The organism is Streptomyces fagopyri (assembly GCF_009498275.1).
Taxonomy (GTDB): Bacteria; Actinomycetota; Actinomycetes; order Streptomycetales; family Streptomycetaceae; genus Streptomyces; species Streptomyces fagopyri.
The window spans coordinates 6,778,905-6,796,913 of the sequence record NZ_CP045643.1 but is presented as its reverse complement, the minus strand read 5'-3'; the positions used below and the strand labels follow the sequence as shown (position 1 = coordinate 6,796,913).

The 18,009-nt window shown below is 72.6% G+C and carries 21 protein-coding genes; 2 read left to right on the top strand and 19 right to left on the bottom strand.

What is annotated here, in order from left to right:
• Positions 1-2: 2 nt before the first annotated feature.
• Complete coding sequence (locus GFH48_RS29340; RefSeq protein WP_153293170.1) at positions 3-845, top strand: HpcH/HpaI aldolase/citrate lyase family protein; 843 nt, start codon at positions 3-5, stop codon at positions 843-845.
• Positions 846-899: 54 nt separating this feature from the next.
• On the opposite strand, the gene lgt is transcribed toward GFH48_RS29340, so the two are convergent.
• The 11 genes from lgt to hisI form a co-directional block, all read right to left on the bottom strand.
• Positions 900-2,105, bottom strand: coding sequence for a prolipoprotein diacylglyceryl transferase (gene lgt, locus GFH48_RS29335; RefSeq protein ID WP_228121014.1), 1,206 nt, complete (start codon positions 2,103-2,105; stop codon positions 900-902).
• A 132-nt stretch (positions 2,106-2,237) separates the two neighbouring features.
• Entirely contained in the window at positions 2,238-3,014 is a 777-nt protein-coding gene (locus GFH48_RS29330; RefSeq protein ID WP_153291114.1) for a DsbA family protein, read from the bottom strand.
• Between the two features lie 150 nt (positions 3,015-3,164).
• Positions 3,165-3,980: a tryptophan synthase subunit alpha gene (gene trpA / locus GFH48_RS29325; RefSeq protein WP_153291113.1), complete on the bottom strand. Its 816-nt coding sequence runs from the start codon at positions 3,978-3,980 to the stop codon at positions 3,165-3,167.
• A complete protein-coding gene (trpB, locus tag GFH48_RS29320) occupies positions 3,977-5,269 on the bottom strand; it encodes a tryptophan synthase subunit beta (protein ID WP_153291112.1) in 1,293 nt (430 codons plus the stop codon). The genes trpA and trpB overlap by 4 nt, the downstream gene beginning before the upstream one ends.
• 422 nt (positions 5,270-5,691) lie before the next feature.
• A complete protein-coding gene (trpM, locus tag GFH48_RS39950; protein ID WP_322747032.1) occupies positions 5,692-5,928 on the bottom strand; it encodes a tryptophan biosynthesis modulator TrpM in 237 nt (78 codons plus the stop codon).
• A 124-nt stretch (positions 5,929-6,052) separates the two neighbouring features.
• Complete coding sequence (trpC, locus tag GFH48_RS29310; RefSeq protein WP_153291111.1) at positions 6,053-6,862, bottom strand: indole-3-glycerol phosphate synthase TrpC; 810 nt, start codon at positions 6,860-6,862, stop codon at positions 6,053-6,055.
• 168 nt (positions 6,863-7,030) lie between these two features.
• Positions 7,031-7,477, bottom strand: a complete 447-nt coding sequence (locus tag GFH48_RS29305) for a DUF2752 domain-containing protein (RefSeq protein WP_153291110.1) — start codon at positions 7,475-7,477, stop codon at positions 7,031-7,033.
• Positions 7,478-7,566: 89 nt separating this feature from the next.
• A complete protein-coding gene (locus GFH48_RS29300; RefSeq protein ID WP_153291109.1) occupies positions 7,567-7,818 on the bottom strand; it encodes an HGxxPAAW family protein in 252 nt (83 codons plus the stop codon).
• 182 nt (positions 7,819-8,000) lie between these two features.
• Positions 8,001-8,654 (bottom strand): TIGR02234 family membrane protein, encoded by a 654-nt coding sequence (locus GFH48_RS29295; protein ID WP_153291108.1) that lies wholly within the window; start codon positions 8,652-8,654, stop codon positions 8,001-8,003.
• Positions 8,655-8,706: 52 nt separating this feature from the next.
• Positions 8,707-10,194, bottom strand: coding sequence for an anthranilate synthase component I (locus GFH48_RS29290; RefSeq protein ID WP_153291107.1), 1,488 nt, complete (start codon positions 10,192-10,194; stop codon positions 8,707-8,709).
• 11 nt (positions 10,195-10,205) lie between these two features.
• Positions 10,206-10,604 carry a phosphoribosyl-AMP cyclohydrolase gene (gene hisI / locus GFH48_RS29285; RefSeq protein ID WP_153291106.1) on the bottom strand — a complete coding sequence of 133 codons (399 nt, stop codon included), beginning with the start codon at positions 10,602-10,604 and terminating at the stop codon, positions 10,206-10,208.
• 144 nt (positions 10,605-10,748) lie between these two features.
• Between hisI and GFH48_RS29280 the strand changes: the two genes are divergently transcribed.
• Complete coding sequence (locus GFH48_RS29280; protein ID WP_153291105.1) at positions 10,749-11,384, top strand: TIGR03085 family metal-binding protein; 636 nt, start codon at positions 10,749-10,751, stop codon at positions 11,382-11,384.
• Between the two features lie 681 nt (positions 11,385-12,065).
• On the opposite strand, the gene hisF is transcribed toward GFH48_RS29280, so the two are convergent.
• From hisF to hisD, 8 genes are all read right to left on the bottom strand, one after another.
• Complete coding sequence (gene hisF, locus GFH48_RS29275) at positions 12,066-12,821, bottom strand: imidazole glycerol phosphate synthase subunit HisF (RefSeq protein WP_153291104.1); 756 nt, start codon at positions 12,819-12,821, stop codon at positions 12,066-12,068.
• Complete coding sequence (locus tag GFH48_RS29270; RefSeq protein ID WP_153291103.1) at positions 12,818-13,216, bottom strand: Rid family hydrolase; 399 nt, start codon at positions 13,214-13,216, stop codon at positions 12,818-12,820. The genes hisF and GFH48_RS29270 overlap by 4 nt, the downstream gene beginning before the upstream one ends.
• Positions 13,213-13,938, bottom strand: coding sequence for a bifunctional 1-(5-phosphoribosyl)-5-((5-phosphoribosylamino)methylideneamino)imidazole-4-carboxamide isomerase/phosphoribosylanthranilate isomerase PriA (gene priA, locus GFH48_RS29265; RefSeq protein WP_153291102.1), 726 nt, complete (start codon positions 13,936-13,938; stop codon positions 13,213-13,215). Before priA ends, GFH48_RS29270 begins: the two co-directional genes overlap by 4 nt.
• Positions 13,935-14,582 carry an imidazole glycerol phosphate synthase subunit HisH gene (gene hisH / locus GFH48_RS29260; protein ID WP_194280716.1) on the bottom strand — a complete coding sequence of 216 codons (648 nt, stop codon included), beginning with the start codon at positions 14,580-14,582 and terminating at the stop codon, positions 13,935-13,937. Before hisH ends, priA begins: the two co-directional genes overlap by 4 nt.
• A complete protein-coding gene (locus tag GFH48_RS38690) occupies positions 14,573-14,737 on the bottom strand; it encodes a hypothetical protein (RefSeq protein ID WP_194280715.1) in 165 nt (54 codons plus the stop codon). Before GFH48_RS38690 ends, hisH begins: the two co-directional genes overlap by 10 nt.
• An 88-nt stretch (positions 14,738-14,825) precedes the next feature.
• Entirely contained in the window at positions 14,826-15,419 is a 594-nt protein-coding gene (hisB, locus tag GFH48_RS29255; RefSeq protein WP_153291100.1) for an imidazoleglycerol-phosphate dehydratase HisB, read from the bottom strand.
• Positions 15,416-16,522, bottom strand: coding sequence for a histidinol-phosphate transaminase (locus tag GFH48_RS29250; protein WP_153293168.1), 1,107 nt, complete (start codon positions 16,520-16,522; stop codon positions 15,416-15,418). Before GFH48_RS29250 ends, hisB begins: the two co-directional genes overlap by 4 nt.
• 8 nt (positions 16,523-16,530) lie before the next feature.
• Positions 16,531-17,880 (bottom strand): histidinol dehydrogenase, encoded by a 1,350-nt coding sequence (gene hisD, locus GFH48_RS29245; protein ID WP_153291099.1) that lies wholly within the window; start codon positions 17,878-17,880, stop codon positions 16,531-16,533.
• Positions 17,881-18,009 lie beyond the last annotated feature (129 nt).

Here is an 18,009-nt window from a genome sequence, read left to right as displayed (position 1 = left end):
CGATCCCGGCCTTCCCGCTCACCTGGCTGTACGCCCCCGGAGACCGCCCGGACGTGGTGGTCAAGGCGCTCGCCTCGGGCGCGGACATCGTCCTGGTCGACCTGGAGGACGCGGTCGCGCCGGACCGCAAGGAGTACGCCCGCGACGCCACCGCCGAGCTGCTCTCGGACCCTCCCCCGGTCCCGGTCCACGTCCGGGTGAACACGCTGGACGGCCCCCTGGCCGAGGCCGACCTCAAGACGCTCACCCCGCTCCCGGGCCTGTCCGGCCTGCGGCTGCCCAAGGTGGCCTCGCCCACGGACGTGGTCCACGTCGCGGAGCACGCCGCACCCGCCGAGGGCCGCGGGATCCCGCTGTACGCCCTGCTCGAAACGGCTCTCGGTGTCGAACACGCCTTCGCCATCGCCTCGGCCCACCCGACCGTACGCGGCATCGGGCTCGGCGAGGCGGATCTCCGGGCCGACCTCGGCGTACGGGAGGACGCGGGCCTCGACTGGGCCCGTGCCCGGATCGTGCTCGCCGCCCGCGCCGCCGGACTCCCACCCCCCGCGCAGTCCATCCACCCCGACATCCGGGACCTGGAGGGACTCGCGGCGTCCTGCGCCCACGGGCGCACCCTCGGCTTCCTCGGCCGCGCCGCCATCCACCCCCGCCAGCTCCCGGTGATCGAACGCGCCTACCTTCCGACACCGGCCGAGGTGGAGAGCGCCGAGGCCGTCGTCGAGGCGGCCAGTGTCGAGCCGGGCGCCCAGGCCCTGCCCGACGGCCGTTTCGTGGACGCGGCCGTCGTGGCGTGCGCCCGCCGCACCCTGGCACTGGCCCGACGCGACGCCCTGACGGCATGAACGAGGGGGGCGCCGCGTCGTCCGACGCGGCGCCCCCCTCGGTGTACGGAGACGTCAGCCCTTCTTGGCCGACTCCGCCCCGCTCCTCGCGGCACCGGCGGAATCCTCGGACAGCTCGGCCCCGGGCTCGGCGTCGGACGCGGTCCCGGACGTCGCGGCCGTACCCGGCTCCGCTTCCGCGCCGCCGGACGCCTCGCCGGCAGCCTTCCCGTCGGACTTCTTCCCGGCGCCGGACACACCGGTCTTCGCGTCGGCTGTGCCACCCGGCTCGCCGTCGGACTTCTCCGCCGCCTTGTCCCCGGCCTTGTCCCCGGCCTTGTTCCCGGCCTTCTTCTCGGTCTTCTCGCCGGTCTCACCGCCCGGCTCGGCGTCGGACTTCTTGTCGAGGCCGACCGGCGCCGCGGAATCGGCGTCACCGTCGCCACCGTCGTCCCCGGAGGCGTCCGCACCCGGCTCGACGATCTCCTCACGTCCGGGCCGCAGCCGCGCCGACACCACGATGTAGACCACCGCCAGAACGAAGACCACCATCGCGGTCCAGTCGTTGAGACGCAGGCCCAGGACGTGGTGGGCGTCGTCGACCCGCATGTACTCGATCCAGCCGCGGCCGACGCAGTACGCGGCGACGTACAGCGCGAACGCCCGTCCGTGACCCAGCGTGAAGCGGCGGTCCGCCCAGATGACGAGGAAGCCCACGCCGACGCACCACAGCGACTCGTACAGGAAGGTCGGGTGGTAGTACCCCGGCACCCGCCCGTCCGTGGCCGACGTGATGTGCAGCGCCCAGGGCACGTCCGTGGCCTTGCCGTACAGCTCCTGGTTGAACCAGTTGCCCCAGCGGCCGATGGCCTGTGCGAAGACGATGCCGGGCGCGAGCGCGTCGGCCCAGGCGGGCAGCGGGATGCCGCGGCGGCGGCAGCCGATCCACGCGCCCACCGCACCGAGCGCGATCGCGCCCCAGATGCCGAGGCCGCCCTGCCACACCTTGAAGGCGTCCACCCAGTCGCGGCCCTCGCTGAAGTACAGCTCGTAGTCCGTGATCACGTGGTAGAGACGGCCGCCGACGAGACCGAACGGCACGGCCCACACCGCGATGTCGGCCACCGTGCCGGCCCGCCCTCCCCGGGCGATCCAGCGCTTGTTGCCGAGCCAGACGGCTACGAAGACGCCGATGATGATGCAGAACGCGTAGCCGCGCAGCGGAATGGGGCCGAGGTGCAGCACACCGTGCGACGGGCTGGGAATGTAGGCAATTTCCATGGCAGGGTCGACGCTACCGTGCCGGACGGGACCCGCGGCGGGTGCCCCGGCAACGGGTCCATAACGGGCAGCGCCCCCGGACCCGTCGCAGGCCGGGGGCGTCGCCGGTCGCGGGCGCCGCGGATCGGGGGCTCAGCCCTTGTTCTCCGCCTGCACCAGTTGCTTGAGCTTCGCGGGGGTCATGGTCTGGTCCGCGTAGATGTTCTTGCCGCCCAGCAGTACGGTCGGTGTGCCGCTGAAGCCACTGCTCTGGAAGGCCGCGTTCGACTTCTTCACCCAGCTGTCGTGCCTGCCGTCGTCGACGCACGCGCGAAAGCCCGGGGTGACGAGACCGTCGACCTTGCCCGCCAGCTCGATGAGCTTGCCGTTGTCCGCGAACGTGTCCTCGGTCTCCTTGGGCTGGTTCGCGTACAGCACGTCGTGGTACGCGGCGAACTTGCCCGCGTCCTGGGCGCAGGCCGCCGCGTTGGCCGCGTGCCGGGAGCCACTGCCCCCCATGTTCCCGTCGATCAGCGTCACCAGGTGGTATTCGACCTTCAGCTGACCGGCGTCCACCAACTGGCGGATCGTCGGGCGGTACACCGTCTCGAAGGACTCGCAGGCCGGGCAGCGGAAGTCCTCCCAGACCGTGAGCGTCGACTTCGCGCCGTCCTTGCCCACGGGGATCGCGAGGCCGTCCTTGCCGGTCGCTCCCGAGGGCGACACGGCCGGTCCCGCCGCGGTGCTCTTCTTGTCCTTGCCGGCGCCGGCGGCCAGCACGCCCACCACCGCGGCGAGGGCGAGGACGCACACCACCGACGCGCCCACGATCAGCGCCCGGCGGCGCTTCTCCGCGCCCTTCTGCTTCTGTCGCTCGACCGCCAGCCGCTCACGGGCGGTGCTCTTTCCCTCACGGTTCTTCTCGCTCACATCCGGCAGAACGAACCGGGGAGGCGCAGCGCGCCTCCCCGGTCCCAGGTCCACCCGTTCGGGTGAGCGGATTGTCCCTTACGTGTCTGAACGGCCGTCTGTCACGTGCCCGGACCGCTGTCCCGGGTCACGTGCCCGGACCGCCGCCCGTCACGGCGTTGCGCGCACACCCTTCGCCAGATCGCCCGCGAGCGCCCGTACGGCCTCCAGGCCCGCCGCCTCGTCCGGCGCGTCCAGCATCCGCTTCACGAAGGCCGAGCCGACGATCACTCCGTCGGCGAAGCCCGCCACCTCGGAGGCCTGGGCCGCGTTGGAGACGCCGAGTCCGACACAGACCGGCAGACCGGTGGTGGCCTTGGTGCGCCGCACCAGGTCCTGGGCCTGGGCCCCCACCGACTCGCGGGTGCCGGTGACACCCATCAGCGAGGCCGCGTAGACGAAACCGGAACCCGCCGCGGTGATCTCGGCGAGCCGGGCGTCCTTGCTGCTGGGCGCGACGACGAAGACGGTCGCGAGCCCGTGCTTCTCGGCGTGCTCCCGCCACAGCGCCGACTCCTGCACCGGCAGGTCGGGCAGGATGCAGCCCGCGCCGCCCGCCTCCGCCAGTTCGGCGGTGAAGCGCTCGACGCCGTAGCGGTCGATCGGGTTCCAGTACGTCATCACGAGCACGGGCTTGCCGGTGGCCCCGAAGGTCTCCCGGACCGTCCGCATGACGTCGGCGATCTTGACGCCACCGCGCAGGGCGATGTCGTCGGCGGTCTGGATGACGGGACCGTCGAGGACCGGGTCACTGTGCGGCAGGCCGACCTCGACGACGTCGGCGCCGCCCTCGAAGACGGCCTTGATCGCCGCGATGCCGCCGTCGACGGTCGGGAAGCCCGCCGGCAGGTACGCGATGAGCGCGGACCGCCCCTCCGCCCTGGCACCGGCGAGGGTGTCGCTCAACAGCTGGATGTTGCCGCTCACTTCGCGTCCCCCTCGATCTCGGCGTTCTCGCTGTCCGCGTCCGCGGGGACGGCCGCGTCGGCGCCCTCGTCGTAGAGACCGAAGTAGCGGGCGGCCGTGTCCATGTCCTTGTCGCCGCGGCCGGACAGGTTGATGACGATCAGTCCGTCCTTGCCCAGTTCCCTGCCGACCTCCAGGGCCCCGGCGAGCGCGTGGGCGCTCTCGATCGCCGGGATGATGCCCTCGGTGCGGGAGAGCAGCCGCAGTGCCCGCATGGCCGCGTCGTCGGTGACCGCGCGGTACTCGCCGCGGCCGCTGTCCTTGAGGTAGGCGTGCTCGGGGCCGATGCCCGGGTAGTCCAGACCGGCCGAGATGGAGTACGGCTCGGTGATCTGCCCCTCCTCGTCCTGGAGGACGTAGGACCGCGAACCGTGCAGGATGCCGGGCTCGCCGGCGGTCAGCGTCGCGGCGTGCTCACCGGTCTCGATGCCGTGGCCCGCCGGCTCGCAGCCGATGAGACGCACCCCGGCGTCCGGGATGAAGGCGTGGAAGAGCCCGATGGCGTTGGAACCGCCGCCGACGCACGCGACGGCGGCGTCCGGAAGACGGCCGGCGCGCTCCAGGATCTGCCGCCGGGCCTCCACCCCGATCACCCGGTGGAAGTCGCGGACCATGGCAGGGAAGGGGTGCGGACCCGCGACGGTCCCGAACAGGTAGTGGGTGTGGTCGACGTTGGCGACCCAGTCCCGGAACGCCTCGTTGATGGCGTCCTTGAGGGTGCGGCTGCCCGACTTCACGGCGATGACCTCGGCGCCGAGCATCCGCATCCGGGCGACGTTGAGCGCCTGCCGCCGGGTGTCGATCTCACCCATGTAGATCGTGCACTCGAGGCCGAACAGCGCGCAGGCGGTGGCCGTCGCCACCCCGTGCTGCCCCGCCCCGGTCTCGGCGATGACACGCGTCTTGCCCATCCTTCTGGTGAGGAGGGCCTGGCCGAGAACGTTGTTGATCTTGTGGGAGCCGGTGTGGTTGAGGTCCTCGCGCTTGAGGAACACCCGGGCGCCACCGGCGTGCTCCGCGAAGCGCGACACCTCGGTCAGCGCGCTCGGGCGACCGGTGTAGTGGACGAGGAGATCGTCGAGTTCACGCGCGAACTCGGGATCCGCCTTCGCCTTGTCGTACTCGACGGCGACCTCGTCCACGGCGGCGACCAGCGCCTCCGGGATGAACTTGCCGCCGAACGCGCCGAAGTATCCCTCGGCGCTGGGAACCTGACCCTCGGGGTCGGGAATGAAGAACTCGCTGGGCATGCGGTTACCTCGCAGGGGCGAAAGCCCCGGTTGAAGGTCGGACATGGGATCACCATCGGCCATGCACGCACGCACACACACCGTGTCCCCGCAGGCCCGCCGGGCCGGGACCGGCCCGACCGGCGAACCGTCGGGACGGACCCGCGGACCTCCCGCGGCGACCGCGGGAGGTCTCCCCGGAATCCGGTGGGCAGTCCCGGGGTGGCACCTCGGGGGCCTCGCCGGTGCCAGGCCGTTCTCCGGGCGGTACCACGGTGCCGGGACGGGGTCTCCGGGCGGTCCTCACGGTGCCGGGACCGCCCCTGGACTGTCCTCACGGTGCCGGGGCGGTCGCCGACGCGGACCGGCGGGCCGGCCGAAGCGGATCACCGTCCTGGGGCGGGGTGACCGCCGCCGGGCGGACCCGTGGTCCGAAAGCCCGCTCAGCCCGTCCGTGGGACGGGACCGGCCGGAGACGACGCGAGTGCGCGTGCGCCGGGACGCCATCGCATGCCGTTGACCTGGCCGGGTTCGTCGCCGATGACATAGCGGACCCGGCGTCCGTGGACGCGGCGGGCCGGCGCCCGGCAGCCGCGCGGGCGGCAGCCACGGGCGAGTCGGGCGTACGGGTCCCGGGCCGCCGAGGCGGCCGGCAGCGGCACGGTGGACCGCGCGCGGATCCCCCCCGCGTTCACGTCGTGGGACGAACCGGGAGCGACCGACCGCACGCGCACCGGACCACCGTCCGGGCGCGGGCCCGGACGGGGGACGGCGAGGGCGCGGGTCGGGGTGGCCACCGGTCCGTCAGCCCCGTCCGTGCCGCAGCGCGGGGTGCGCCCCGGCCGCGACGAGATCGGAGACCGCCGTCCTCGGGTCACGCCCGGTGACGAGGGACTCGCCCACCAGGACCGCGTCGGCGCCGGCGTTGGCGTACGCGATGAGGTCGTGCGGCCCGCGGACCCCGGACTCGGCGACCTTGATCACGCCGGCCGGGATCTCGGGAGCGACCCGCTCGAAGGTGGAACGGTCCACCTTGAGGGTCTTCAGATTGCGCGCGTTGACGCCGATGACCTTCGCGCCGGCCTCCACGGCCCGCTCGGCCTCGTCCTCGTCGTGCACCTCGACGATCGGCGTGAGCCCGATGGACTCGGCGCGCTCGATGAGGGACTCCAGGGCCGACTGTTCGAGGGCGGCCACGATCAGCAGGGCGAGGTCGGCGCCGTACGCGCGGGCCTCCCAGAGCTGGTACGACGTGACGATGAAGTCCTTGCGCAGGACGGGGATGTCGACCTTGGCGCGGACGGCCTCCAGGTCGGCCAGCGAGCCGCCGAAGCGGCGCTGCTCGGTCAGGACCGAGATGACGGACGCGCCGCCCGCCTCGTAGTCCGCGGCCAGTCCGGCCGGGTCGGCGATCGCGGCGAGCGCGCCCTTGGACGGGCTGGAGCGCTTGACTTCGCAGATGACCTTGACGCCGTCACCCCGCAGGGCCGCCAGGCCGTCCTTGGCCGCAGGAGCCTTCGCCGCGCGCTCCTTGAGCTCGTCGAGGCTGACGCGCGCCTGCCGTTCCGCGAGGTCGGCACGGACTCCGTCGATGATCTCGTCGAGCACACTCACGCGAGCGGCCCCCTTCCCTGACGGTGAACGGTTGAAGCGGTTGAGCCTGTCGACCCCGGCACCTCGGTCACAGCGGTACCTACGGGTCACTCCGATGGTATCCGGAGGAAGGGCCTGGCCTCACATCCGGTTGACGCCGGTCCCACTACCTGGACATTTGTCATTTGATCAAGGGTGCAGCCAGCCACCGAAGGGCAGGTTCCGGACAACCGTGAAAACCAGCACCAGGGCGCCCACGCTCCACAGGTGCACCGGCCCCAGCTCGGTCCGCGGCGGTCTGCCACGCGCCGAACGGATCACCCAGACGGTCCACACCGCCGCGAAGGCCACATAGCCCACGACGGCGAGCGCGTTGTCCGTGAGCGCCGTCGCGAGGTCTCCGTGCACGAAGGCGTGCGCGCTGCGCAGACCGCCGCAGCCCGGGCAGTACACGCCCGTGAACCGCAGCAGCGGGCAGACGGGGTAGTGCCCCGGCTGGTCGGGGTCCACGGTGCCCACGTAGGCGAAGGCGGCCACCACCGCCCCGAGCACGCCGGCCGGGACGCCCAGCCGCCGCAGCGCGAGCGGGACGCGCGTGCGCGGTGCCCTCCGGGTTTCGGCGTTCACGCAACGCATTCTGCCCCGCGCGCGCGCGGGGCGCGCGTCACGGACGCGCGAGAGGCGGTCCCGGCTGCCGGGACCGCCTCTGGAGAAGCTTCTCGGGGTCAGCTCTCGGCGCCGACGGCCTCACGGACGGACGGCGTGGAAACGGACGCGGTCCTGGTCTTCGGCTGACCCAGACCCGCCGCCCGCATCGCCATGCCGACGACACCGCCGAGCAGAACGATGACCATGCCGGCCCAGAAGCCCAGCGGGTCGGCCATCACCATGAAGGCACCGGAGACGCAGAAACCGATGAAGGCGATGATGACACCGGTCCAGGCGGCCGGGGTGTGACCGTGGCTGCTGCCCGCCATGACTTGCTCCTCGTTGCTGTGTGCGTGTGTGAGTCGGACGCTCACCGTCCATTGTCCCGTACCCGGGCCTCCATCGTGAGCGCGGGGGTCGCTCCTCGCACGTCTGATGCGTCACGTCGGGACGGAGGTCCGGGTCCAGGGGCCCGCGGAAGACCCGGGGAGAGGGTCTCCGGGCCCGGGGCCTAGGTCCCGGCCGGATCCGGCCCCGTGGGGTCCTCGCCGCGGTCGAGGGCCTTCCAGAGGTCCTCGGGCCGGTCGGGGTCGACGGGTCCGGCCTTGCGCGGCCGGGGCGTCCCGTCGCGCTCGTAGCGTCCCGACATCGCGGGCCACAGCCGCCCGTAGCGCAGGGCGAGCAGCCCGGCGAGCAGGATGAGGACGCCGCCCGCCGCGGCGACGTACGGCCAGCCGGTGTGGCTGAGGGCGTCCGCGGTGGCGGCGGTGTCGCCGGACGCGGAGGCGGCCTTCTCGTCGAGCGCGGAGTCGTCGCCCGCGCCGAGCACCGCCGCGACGACGGTGCCCGCGCCGGAGAGCGCGAGCAGCGCGGAGACCAGCAGGCGTCCGGAGCGGCGGACGGCGAAGACGGCGACGAGCGCGGCGAGGCCGACCACGGCGAGCGCCGCGGGCACGCCCGTGACGTCACTGCCCCTGACGGTCAGCGGGAAGGGGCCGCCGGCGACTGTCACCGTGCCCTGCGCCCAGTTCCGCCGGGTGGCGAGCAGGGCCACTGCCGCGCCGAGGGCCCCGCAGAGCAGGGCGATGCCAAGGCTGCGGCGGCCGGCCCGGGCGGGGCCGGCGGCTTCGGATCGGGGGTGAGGTACGGCAGTCACGTACCCCACTATCGCCTGAACCCCGGGCGAACCGTCACCCGGGGTTCACGTGAGCCTTGTCCTACTGCCCGAGCCGGTTGGCCGTGTGCACGGCGCGCAGGACGGCGGCCGCCTTGTTGCGGCACTCGTCGTCCTCCGCGACGGGGTCCGAGTCCGCGACGATCCCGGCGCCCGCCTGCACGTACGCGGTGCCGTCGCGCAGCAGGGCGGTACGGATGGCGATGGCCGTGTCGGAGTCGCCGGCGAAGTCGAGGTAGCCGACGCAGCCGCCGTAGACGCCGCGCCGGGAGGGCTCCAGCTCGTCGATGATCTGCATCGCGCGCGGCTTGGGGGCCCCGGAGAGGGTGCCCGCGGGGAAGCAGGCGGTGAGGACGTCGAAGGCCGTGCGGCCCGCCGCGACCTGTCCGGTGACGGTGGAGACGATGTGCATCACGTGCGAGTACCGCTCGATGGACATGAAGTCGACGACCTCGACCGAACCGGGCTCGCAGACCCGTCCGAGGTCGTTGCGTCCGAGGTCGACGAGCATCAGGTGCTCGGCGCGCTCCTTGGGGTCGGCGATCAGCTCGTCGGCGAGGGCCTGGTCCTCCTGGACGGTGGCGCCGCGCGGCCGGGTGCCCGCGATGGGGTGCACCATCGCCTGCCCGTCCTCGACCTTGACGAGGGCCTCCGGGGACGACCCGACGACATCGAACCCGTCGAAACGGAAGAGGTACATGTACGGGGACGGGTTGGTCGCCCGCAGCACCCGGTACACGTCCAGGGCGCTCGCCGTGCACGGGGTCTCGAAGCGCTGGGACGGTACGACCTGGAAGGCCTCGCCCGCCCGGATGCGCTCCTTGACGTCGTCGACGGCGCGCTGGAAGTCGGGGCCGCCCCACAACGCGGTGTACTCGGGCAGCTCGGAGGGCGGCAGCGCGGCGGGGGGCTGCGAGACCGCGCGCGAGAGGTCGGCCTCCATGGCGTCGAGGCGCGCGATCGCGTCGGCGTAGGCCTCGTCGACGCCCGTGTCGAGGTCGTTGTGGTTGATCGCGTTGGCGATCAGCTGGACCGAGCCGTCCCAGTGATCCATCACCGCGAGGTCGCTGGTGAGCAGCATGGTCAGCTCGGGGAGTTTCAGGTCGTCGCGCTCGCCGGGGCCGATCTTCTCCAGGCGGCGGACGATGTCGTAGCCCAGGTAGCCGACCATGCCCCCGGTGAACGGGGGCAGGCCCTCGCCGCGGGGGGTGTGCAGCGCCTCGATGGTCGCGCGCAGGGCGGCGAGGGGATCGCCCTCGACGGGGACACCGACGGGCGGGGTGCCGAGCCAGTGGGCCTGCCCGTCGCGCTCCGTGAGGGTGGCGTGGCTGCGGACGCCCACGAAGGAGTAGCGGGACCAGGCGAAGGAGGCGCGGCCGTTCTCCGCGGACTCCAGGAGGAAGGTGCCGGGACGCTCGGCGGCCAGCTTGCGGTAGAGCGCGACCGGCGTGTCGCCGTCCGCGAGGAGCTTGCGGCTGACGGGGATGACACGGCGGTCACCGGCCAGCTTGCGGAAGGTCTCGAGGTCCATGGCGGATGACCTTACTGACCTGGTGACGCGTCGGTGACGGCGTCCTTGAGGAGTACGTCGGCGTCGAAGCAGGTGCGCTCCCCGGTGTGGCAGGCGGCGCCGACCTGGTCGACCCGGACGAGGACGGTGTCGGCGTCGCAGTCGAGCGCCACGGACTTCACCCACTGGAAGTGGCCGGAGGTGTCGCCCTTCACCCAGTACTCCCCGCGGCTGCGCGACCAGTACGTGCAGCGGCCCGTGGTGAGCGTGCGGTGCAGTGCCTCGTCGTCCATCCAGCCGAGCATCAGCACCTCACCGGTGTCGTACTGCTGGGCGATGGCGGGGACGAGTCCGTCGGCGCTGCGCTTGAGGCGCGCGGCGATCTCGGGGTCGAGGCTGCTGGGCCCGCTGGGCGGGGGCGTGCTGGTCATGGGGACCATTGTGCCGCGCCGGTGGGACGCGTCCGGCGGTTGTCCACAGGCCGGACCTCGTGTCCGCACTCGTGTCCGCACTCGTGTCCCCGGGTTGCCCGCTCCCACTGGGCGCCGCGCCGGGGCGGTCGTAGGCTTGCTGCCATGTCGACCCATGCCAAGCGTGAACGACTTCTGCTCGCCGACCTGTTGGAAACCGCGGGTCCGGATGCCCCCACCCTGTGCGAGGGCTGGAACACCCGTGATCTCGCCGCGCACGTGGTGGTGCGCGAGCGCCGTGCCGACGCGGCGGGCGGACTGCTGATCAAGCAGCTCGCGCCGCGCCTGGAGCGGGTGCAGGCGGAGTTCGCGGAGAAGCCGTACGAGGAGCTGATCCAGCTGATCCGTACGGGACCGCCGCGTCTCTCGCCCTTCTCGCTGAAGCAGATCGACGAGGCGTCGAACACGGTGGAGTTCTACGTCCACGCCGAGGACGTTCGGCGGGCGCTGCCCGGCTGGGCGCCGCGTGAGCTGGACCCGGTCTTCCAGGACGCCCTGTGGTCCCGGCTGGAGCGGACGGCGCGGCTGGCCGGCCGGGGCGCCCCGACCGGGCTGGTCCTGCGCCGCCCGGACGGTCAGACGGCGGTCGCGCACAAGGGCGCGCCGGTCGTGACCGTGACCGGTGAGCCCTCCGAGCTGCTGATGTTCGCGCTCGGGCGGCAGAAGGCGGCCGATGTGGAGCTGGACGGCGACAAGGACGCGATCGCGAAGCTGCACGAGACGAAGCGGCTCGGAATCTGACCGCGGGGGCGGGCGCCGGGGTGTGACGCCCCGGGCGGTCCCCCGCGATCACCGTCACCCCTCGGCGTGACGGCGCTCCGGTCACCGGGTGCCCCGGCCCGACCCGGGCCGGGCGCCCGAGCACCGGGGCCGGACCGCGTCCCGACCGCGGTCGGGACGACAGCCGCCGCCCGGCGCCACGGCGGCCCGAGCGCTGTGCCGGCTGCCCTGGCGTCGGAGCCACCGCACCCACGGCGCTTCGAAGCACCACCGGTCGCACGGCGAACCGGGACCCGGCACGAACGACGAAGCCCAGGGCTCCGGTCACCGCGGCCCGGCGGCTGATCCAGGCGTCAGGACCGCCGTCATCGCCCCCGCGGCGCGGTGAAGCACCGGTCGCGGGGTCGACCGGGACCCAGGCCGGCCGAGACCCGGGGCTCGAACACCGCGACCCCGCGGCCCAGCGGCAACCGACCAAGACGCCGCCACCGCACGGTCGCCGCCATCACCCCGTCGCAAGGTCGACCGAGACCGCGGCTCGAACACCGCGGCCCCGCGGCAGCCGACCGTGACGCCAGGGCCGTCGCCACCGCTCCGCGCGGCGAGGGCCCGCCGGACGGGGTACCGGAAGCCGGACCGGTCGAGGTCCGGCGGCCCGGACCTCGTCGCCGCGGTCCGGCGGCGGCCGATCGCGGCGTCGGGTCAGCGGACGGGATGCCCCGCCTCGCGCAGTGTCTCCTTCACCTCGCCGATCCGCAGGTCACCGAAGTGGAAGACCGACGCGGCGAGCACCGCGTCGGCACCCGCGGCGACGGCGGGCGGGAAGTCGGCGAGCCGGCCCGCCCCGCCGCTGGCGATCAGCGGCACGGTGACGTGCTTGCGGACGGCCTCGATCATCTCCATGTCGTAGCCGTCCTTCGTGCCGTCCGCGTCCATCGAGTTGAGCAGGATCTCGCCCGCGCCCAGCTCGGCGGCCCGGTGGGCCCACTCGACGGCGTCGATGCCGGTGCCCTCGCGGCCACCGTGGGTGGTGACCTCGAAGGAGCCGCTCTGCGTGCGCCGGGCGTCCACCGACAGGACGAGGACCTGACGGCCGAACCGTTCGGCGATCTCACGGATGAGGTCGGGCCGGGCGATCGCGGCCGTGTTGACCCCGACCTTGTCCGCGCCCGCCCGCAGCAGCTTGTCCACGTCCTCGGCGGTGCGCACCCCGCCGCCCACGGTCAGCGGGATGAAGACCTGCTCGGCGGTGCGCCGCACCACGTCGTACGTGGTCTCGCGGTTGCCGGAGGACGCGGTGATGTCCAGGAACGTCAGTTCGTCGGCGCCCTCGGCGTCGTACACCTTGGCCATCTCGACCGGGTCGCCCGCGTCGCGCAGGTTCTGGAAGTTGACGCCCTTGACGACCCGGCCGTTGTCCACGTCCAGGCAGGGGATGACTCGTACGGCCAGGGTCATGAGGGGGTCGCCTCCCGGTACGCCTCCACCTCGACCTCGACGACCAGCCGCGGGTCCACGAGGCCGGAGACGATGAGCATGGACGCGGCGGGCCGGACGGGGCCGAAGATCTCCTTGTGGGCGCGTCCGACCTCCTCCACGTCGCGGGCGTGGGTCAGGTGCATCCGGGTCCGCACGACGTCGTCGCGGCCGAGGCCGAGCTCCGCCAGCGCGGCGAGCGCGACACCGAAGGAGTTGACCGCCTGCTCGTACGGGCCGCCGTCGACGATCGCGCCGTCGATCACGGAGGTGCAGCCGGAGACCAGCACCAGGCCGTTGGGAAGTTCCACGGCCCTGGAGTACCCGAAGGTGTCCTCCCAGGGCGCGTCGCTCGTGACGCGTCGGACGCCGCTCACCGGGCCACCGCCTCCAGTGCCTCTTCCAGCGTGAACGCCTTCGCGTACAGGGCCTTTCCGACGATCGAGCCCTCGACGCCGAGGGGTACGAGCGCGGCGATGGCGCGCAGGTCGTCGAGGGAGGAGACCCCGCCGGAGGCGACCACGGGGCGGTCCGTCGCGGCGCAGACGTTCTTGAGCAGGTCCAGGTTCGGGCCCTGCAGCGTGCCGTCCTTGGCGATGTCCGTGACCACGTAGCGCGCGCAGCCCTCGGAGTCGAGGCGCCCCAGCGTCTCGTAGAGGTCGCCGCCGTCGCGGGTCCAGCCGCGTCCGCGCAGTGTCGTGCCGCGTACGTCGAGGCCGACCGCGATCCTGTCGCCGTGCTCGCCGATGACCTTGGCGACCCATTCGGGGGTCTCCAGGGCGGCGGTGCCGAGGTTGACGCGGGTGCAGCCGGTGGCGAGGGCGGCGGCGAGCGTGTCGTCGTCGCGGATGCCGCCGGACAGTTCGACCTTGATGTCCATGGCGCCGGCGACCTCGGCGATCAGGTCGCGGTTGTCACCGGTCCCGAAGGCGGCGTCCAGGTCGACGAGGTGCAGCCACTCGGCGCCCGAACGCTGCCAGGCGAGAGCGGCCTCCAGGGGGGAGCCGTAAGAAGTTTCCGTCCCCGACTCGCCGTGCACGAGGCGGACGGCCTGGCCGTCGCGGACGTCGACGGCGGGGAGGAGTTCGAGCTTGCTCACAGTGTTCCGATCCAGTTGGTGAGGAGCTGGGCTCCGGCGTCGCCGGACTTCTCGGGGTGGAACTGGGTGGCCCACAGGGCGCCGTTCTCGACGGCCGCCACGAAGGGCTTGCCGTGCGTCGCCCAGGTGACCAGGGGCGCCCGCATCGCCGGGTTCGTGACGTCCAGGGACCAGTCGTGGACGGCGTACGAGTGGACGAAGTAGTAGCGCGCGCCCGCGTCGAGCCCCGCGAAGAGCCGCGAGCCCGCGGGTGCCTCGACCGTGTTCCAGCCCATGTGGGGCACGATGTCGGCCCGCAGCGGCTCGACCGCGCCCGGCCACTCGTCCAGGCCCTCTGTCTCCACACCGTGCTCGATGCCCCGCGCGAAGAGGATCTGCATGCCGACGCAGATGCCCATCACGGGGCGCCCGCCCGCCAGACGGCGACCGATGATCCAGTCGCCGCGGGCGTCCCTGAGGCCCTTCATGCAGGCGGCGAAGGCGCCGACGCCCGGTACCAGCAGCCCGTCGGCGTTCATGGCCGTGTCGTAGTCACGGGTGATCTCGACCTCGGCCCCGGCGCGGGCGAGGGCGCGCTCGGCGGAGCGTACGTTCCCGAAGCCGTAGTCGAAGACGACGACCTTCCTGGGGCCGCTCAATTCCACACCTCCAGCCTCATGACCCCCGCGACCAGGCACATCGCCGCGCCGATGGAGAGCAGCACGATGAGGCTCCTGGGCATCTCCTGTTTGACGAAGGAGTAGATGCCGCCGAGGAGGAAGAGTCCGACGACGATCAGGATGCTCGACAGGCCGGTCACAGTGTCTTTCCGTTCGCTTCTGCGCCCGCGTGGCGGGGCGCGGCGGGCAGCGTCGTCGTCTGCGGCGCGGTGGCCGCGGGCGCGCCGCTCACAGCGCGCCCTTCGTGGAGGGGAGGATGCCGGCGGCGCGCGGGTCGCGCTCGGAGGCGTAGCGCAGCGCCCGGGCCAGGGCCTTGAACTGGCACTCCACGATGTGGTGCGCGTTGCGCCCGTAGGGCACGTGCACGTGCAGCGCGATCTGGGCCTGGGCGACGAAGGACTCCAGGATGTGCCGGGTCATCGTCGTGTCGTACTCGCCGATCATCGGCGCCATGTTCTCGGGCTCGGTGTGCACGAGGTAGGGGCGGCCGGACAGGTCGACGGTCACCTGGGCGAGCGACTCGTCCAGCGGGACCGTGCAGTTGCCGAAGCGGTAGATGCCCACCTTGTCGCCGAGCGCCTGCTTGAAGGCGGCGCCCAGCGCGAGGGCGGTGTCCTCGATGGTGTGGTGCGAGTCGATGTGCAGGTCGCCCTCGGTCTTCACGGTCAGGTCGAACAGACCGTGCCGTCCGAGCTGGTCGAGCATGTGGTCGTAGAAGCCGACCCCCGTCGACACCTCGACCTGGCCGGACCCGTCGAGATCGATCTCGACGAGGACCGACGTCTCCTTGGTCGTCCGCTCCACTCTTCCGACGCGGCTCATGCGCTCTGCTCCTTCTTCAACTCACGGACCGCGTCCAGGAACGCGTCGTTTTCGGCCGGGGTGCCCGCGGAGACCCGCAGCCGGCCCGGTACGCCGTTGTCTCTGACCAGGACGCCCCGGTCGAGGATCTTCTGCCAGGCCTCGTGGGAGTCCGCGAACCGCCCGAACTGCACGAAGTTGGCGTCCGACTCGGTCACCTCGTACCCGATCGCGCGCAGCTCGGTGACCAGCCGGTCCCGCTCGGCCTTCAGGCGCTCCACGTAGGCCAGCAGCGTGTCGGTGTGTTCCAGGGCGGCCAGGGCGGTGGCCTGGGTGACGGCCGACAGGTGGTACGGCAGCCGTACGAGCTGTACGGCGTCGACGACCGCCGGGTGCGCGGCGAGGTAGCCGAGGCGCAGTCCGGCCGCGCCGAACGCCTTCGACATCGTCCGGGAGACGACGAGATTCGGCCGTCCTTCGAGCAGCGGCAGCAGCGAGTCACCGTGGCTGAACTCGACGTAGGCCTCGTCCACGATCACCATCGACGGCTTGGCCGCCTGTGCGGCCTCGTACAGCGCGACGACCGTCTCGCGCGGCATCGCGTTGCCGGTGGGGTTGTTGGGGGTGGTGAGGAAGACGACGTCGGGGCGGTGCTCGGCGACGGCCCGTTCGGCGGCGGCCGGGTCGATGGTGAAGTCCTCGTCGCGCGGGCCCGGGATCCAGCCCGTGCCGGTGCCTCGTGCGATCAGCGCGTGCATCGAGTACGAGGGCTCGAAGCCCATCGCCGTCCGGCCGGGGCCGCCGAAGGTCTGCAGCAGTTGCTGGATGACCTCGTTCGAGCCGTTGGCCGCCCAGACGTTCTCGACGCCGACCCGGTGTCCGCCGGTCCTCGTCAGGTATCCGGCGAGTTCGGTGCGCAGTTGGACCGCGTCCCGGTCGGGGTAGCGGTTGAGGTCGCGGGCGGCCTCACGCACCCGCTCGGCGATCCGCTCGACGAGGGGTTCGGGCAGCGGGTAGGGGTTCTCGTTGGTGTTCAGCCGTACCGCGACGTCGAGTTGGGGCGCGCCGTAGGGGGACTTGCCGCGCAGCTCGTCCCGTACGGGGAGGTCGTCGATGCCAGTCACTTTGCCGGTCACTTGCCTTCGGGTACCTTCCAGCCACGCGAGACCTGTTCGTCTCCGGGAAAACGGGCCTTGATCGCCGCGCCGTGCGCGGGCAGGTCCTCCGCCTCGGCGAGCGTCACCACGTGATGCGCGACGTCGGCGAGCGCGTCCCGCGTGTAGTCGACGATGTGGATGCCGCGCAGGAACGACTGCACGGACAGGCCCGAGGAGTGGCAGGCGCAGCCACCGGTGGGCAGGACGTGGTTGGAGCCCGCCGCGTAGTCGCCCAGCGAGACGGGGGCCCAGGGGCCGACGAAGATCGCTCCGGCGTTCCGGACCCGGTCGGCGACCGCCGCCGCGTCGGCCGTCTGGATCTCCAGGTGCTCGGCGCCGTACGCGTCGACGACCCGCAGCCCCTCGTCGATGCCGTCGACCAGGACGATCGCGGACTGCCTGCCGCGCAGGGCCGGGACGATCCGGTCCTCGATGTGCCTGGTGGCCGCGACCTGGGTTTCGAGTTCCTTCTCCACGGCGTCCGCGAGGGCCGGTGAGTCGGTGACCAGGACGGCCGCGGCCAGCGGGTCGTGCTCGGCCTGGCTGATCAGGTCGGCGGCGACGTGCACCGGGTCGGCGGTGTCGTCGGCGAGGACGGCGATCTCGGTGGGGCCCGCCTCGGTGTCGATGCCGATCCGGCCGGTGAAGTACCGCTTGGCGGCGGCGACCCAGATGTTGCCGGGGCCGGTGACCATGGCGGTCGGGGCGCAGGACTCGGTGCCGTGCGCGAACATCGCGACGGCCTGGGCGCCACCGGCCGCGTACACCTCGTCGATGCCGAGGAGGGCGCAGGCGGCGAGGATCGTCGGGTGCGGGAGGCCGTCGAAGTCGCGCTGCGGCGGGGAGGCGAGGGCCATGGAGGGCACGCCGGCCTCCTGTGCCGGGACCGCGTTCATGATCACGGACGAGGGGTAGACGGAACGGCCGCCGGGCGCGTAGAGGCCCACCCGCTCGACGGGCACCCACTTCTCGGTGACCGAGCCGCCCCGCACGACCTGGGTGGTGTGCGAGCCGCGGCGCTGCGCGCGGTGGACCAGGCGGGCCCGGCGGATGGACTCCTCCAGGGCCGCGCGGACGGCCGGGTCGAGCCGCTCCAGGGCGTCCGCGAGGGCCTGGGCCGGGACCCGCACGGCTTCCAGCCGAACGCCGTCGAACTTCTCCGCGTAGTCGATCAGCGCCGCGTCCCCCCGATGATGCACGGCCTCGCAGATCGGACGCACCTTCTCCAGGGCGGCCGATACGTCGAAGTCGGCTCGGGGCAGCAGGTCGCGCAGTGCGGTGCCTTCGGGGAGGGCGTCGCCGCGCAGATCGATTCGGGAGATCACGTAGGCAATTCTCTCAGACCGAGATAAGGCGCCGGTCGCCTGTATCAATGGCTGATACAAGCCAGCCGTGTCACCCCCTGGACATCCCCGTCACCAGTAGCGTTCGGCCTGTCACACAGCGGGCATGAA

Excerpts from the sequence above, each read along its gene's own strand:
- lgt (WP_228121014.1), bottom strand. The coding sequence starts at position 2,105 with ATGGAAATTGCCTACATTCCCAGCCCGTCGCACGGTGTGCTGCACCTC.
- trpB (WP_153291112.1), bottom strand. The coding sequence starts at position 5,269 with ATGCCCAGCGAGTTCTTCATTCCCGACCCCGAGGGTCAGGTTCCCAGC.
- GFH48_RS29305 (WP_153291110.1), bottom strand. The coding sequence starts at position 7,477 with ATGCGTTGCGTGAACGCCGAAACCCGGAGGGCACCGCGCACGCGCGTC.
- GFH48_RS29300 (WP_153291109.1), bottom strand. The coding sequence starts at position 7,818 with ATGGCGGGCAGCAGCCACGGTCACACCCCGGCCGCCTGGACCGGTGTC.
- GFH48_RS29290 (WP_153291107.1), bottom strand. The coding sequence starts at position 10,194 with ATGGACCTCGAGACCTTCCGCAAGCTGGCCGGTGACCGCCGTGTCATC.
- hisI (WP_153291106.1), bottom strand. The coding sequence starts at position 10,604 with ATGACCAGCACGCCCCCGCCCAGCGGGCCCAGCAGCCTCGACCCCGAG.
- GFH48_RS29280 (WP_153291105.1), top strand. The coding sequence starts at position 10,749 with ATGTCGACCCATGCCAAGCGTGAACGACTTCTGCTCGCCGACCTGTTG.
- hisF (WP_153291104.1), bottom strand. The coding sequence starts at position 12,821 with ATGACCCTGGCCGTACGAGTCATCCCCTGCCTGGACGTGGACAACGGC.
- hisB (WP_153291100.1), bottom strand. The coding sequence starts at position 15,419 with ATGAGCCGCGTCGGAAGAGTGGAGCGGACGACCAAGGAGACGTCGGTC.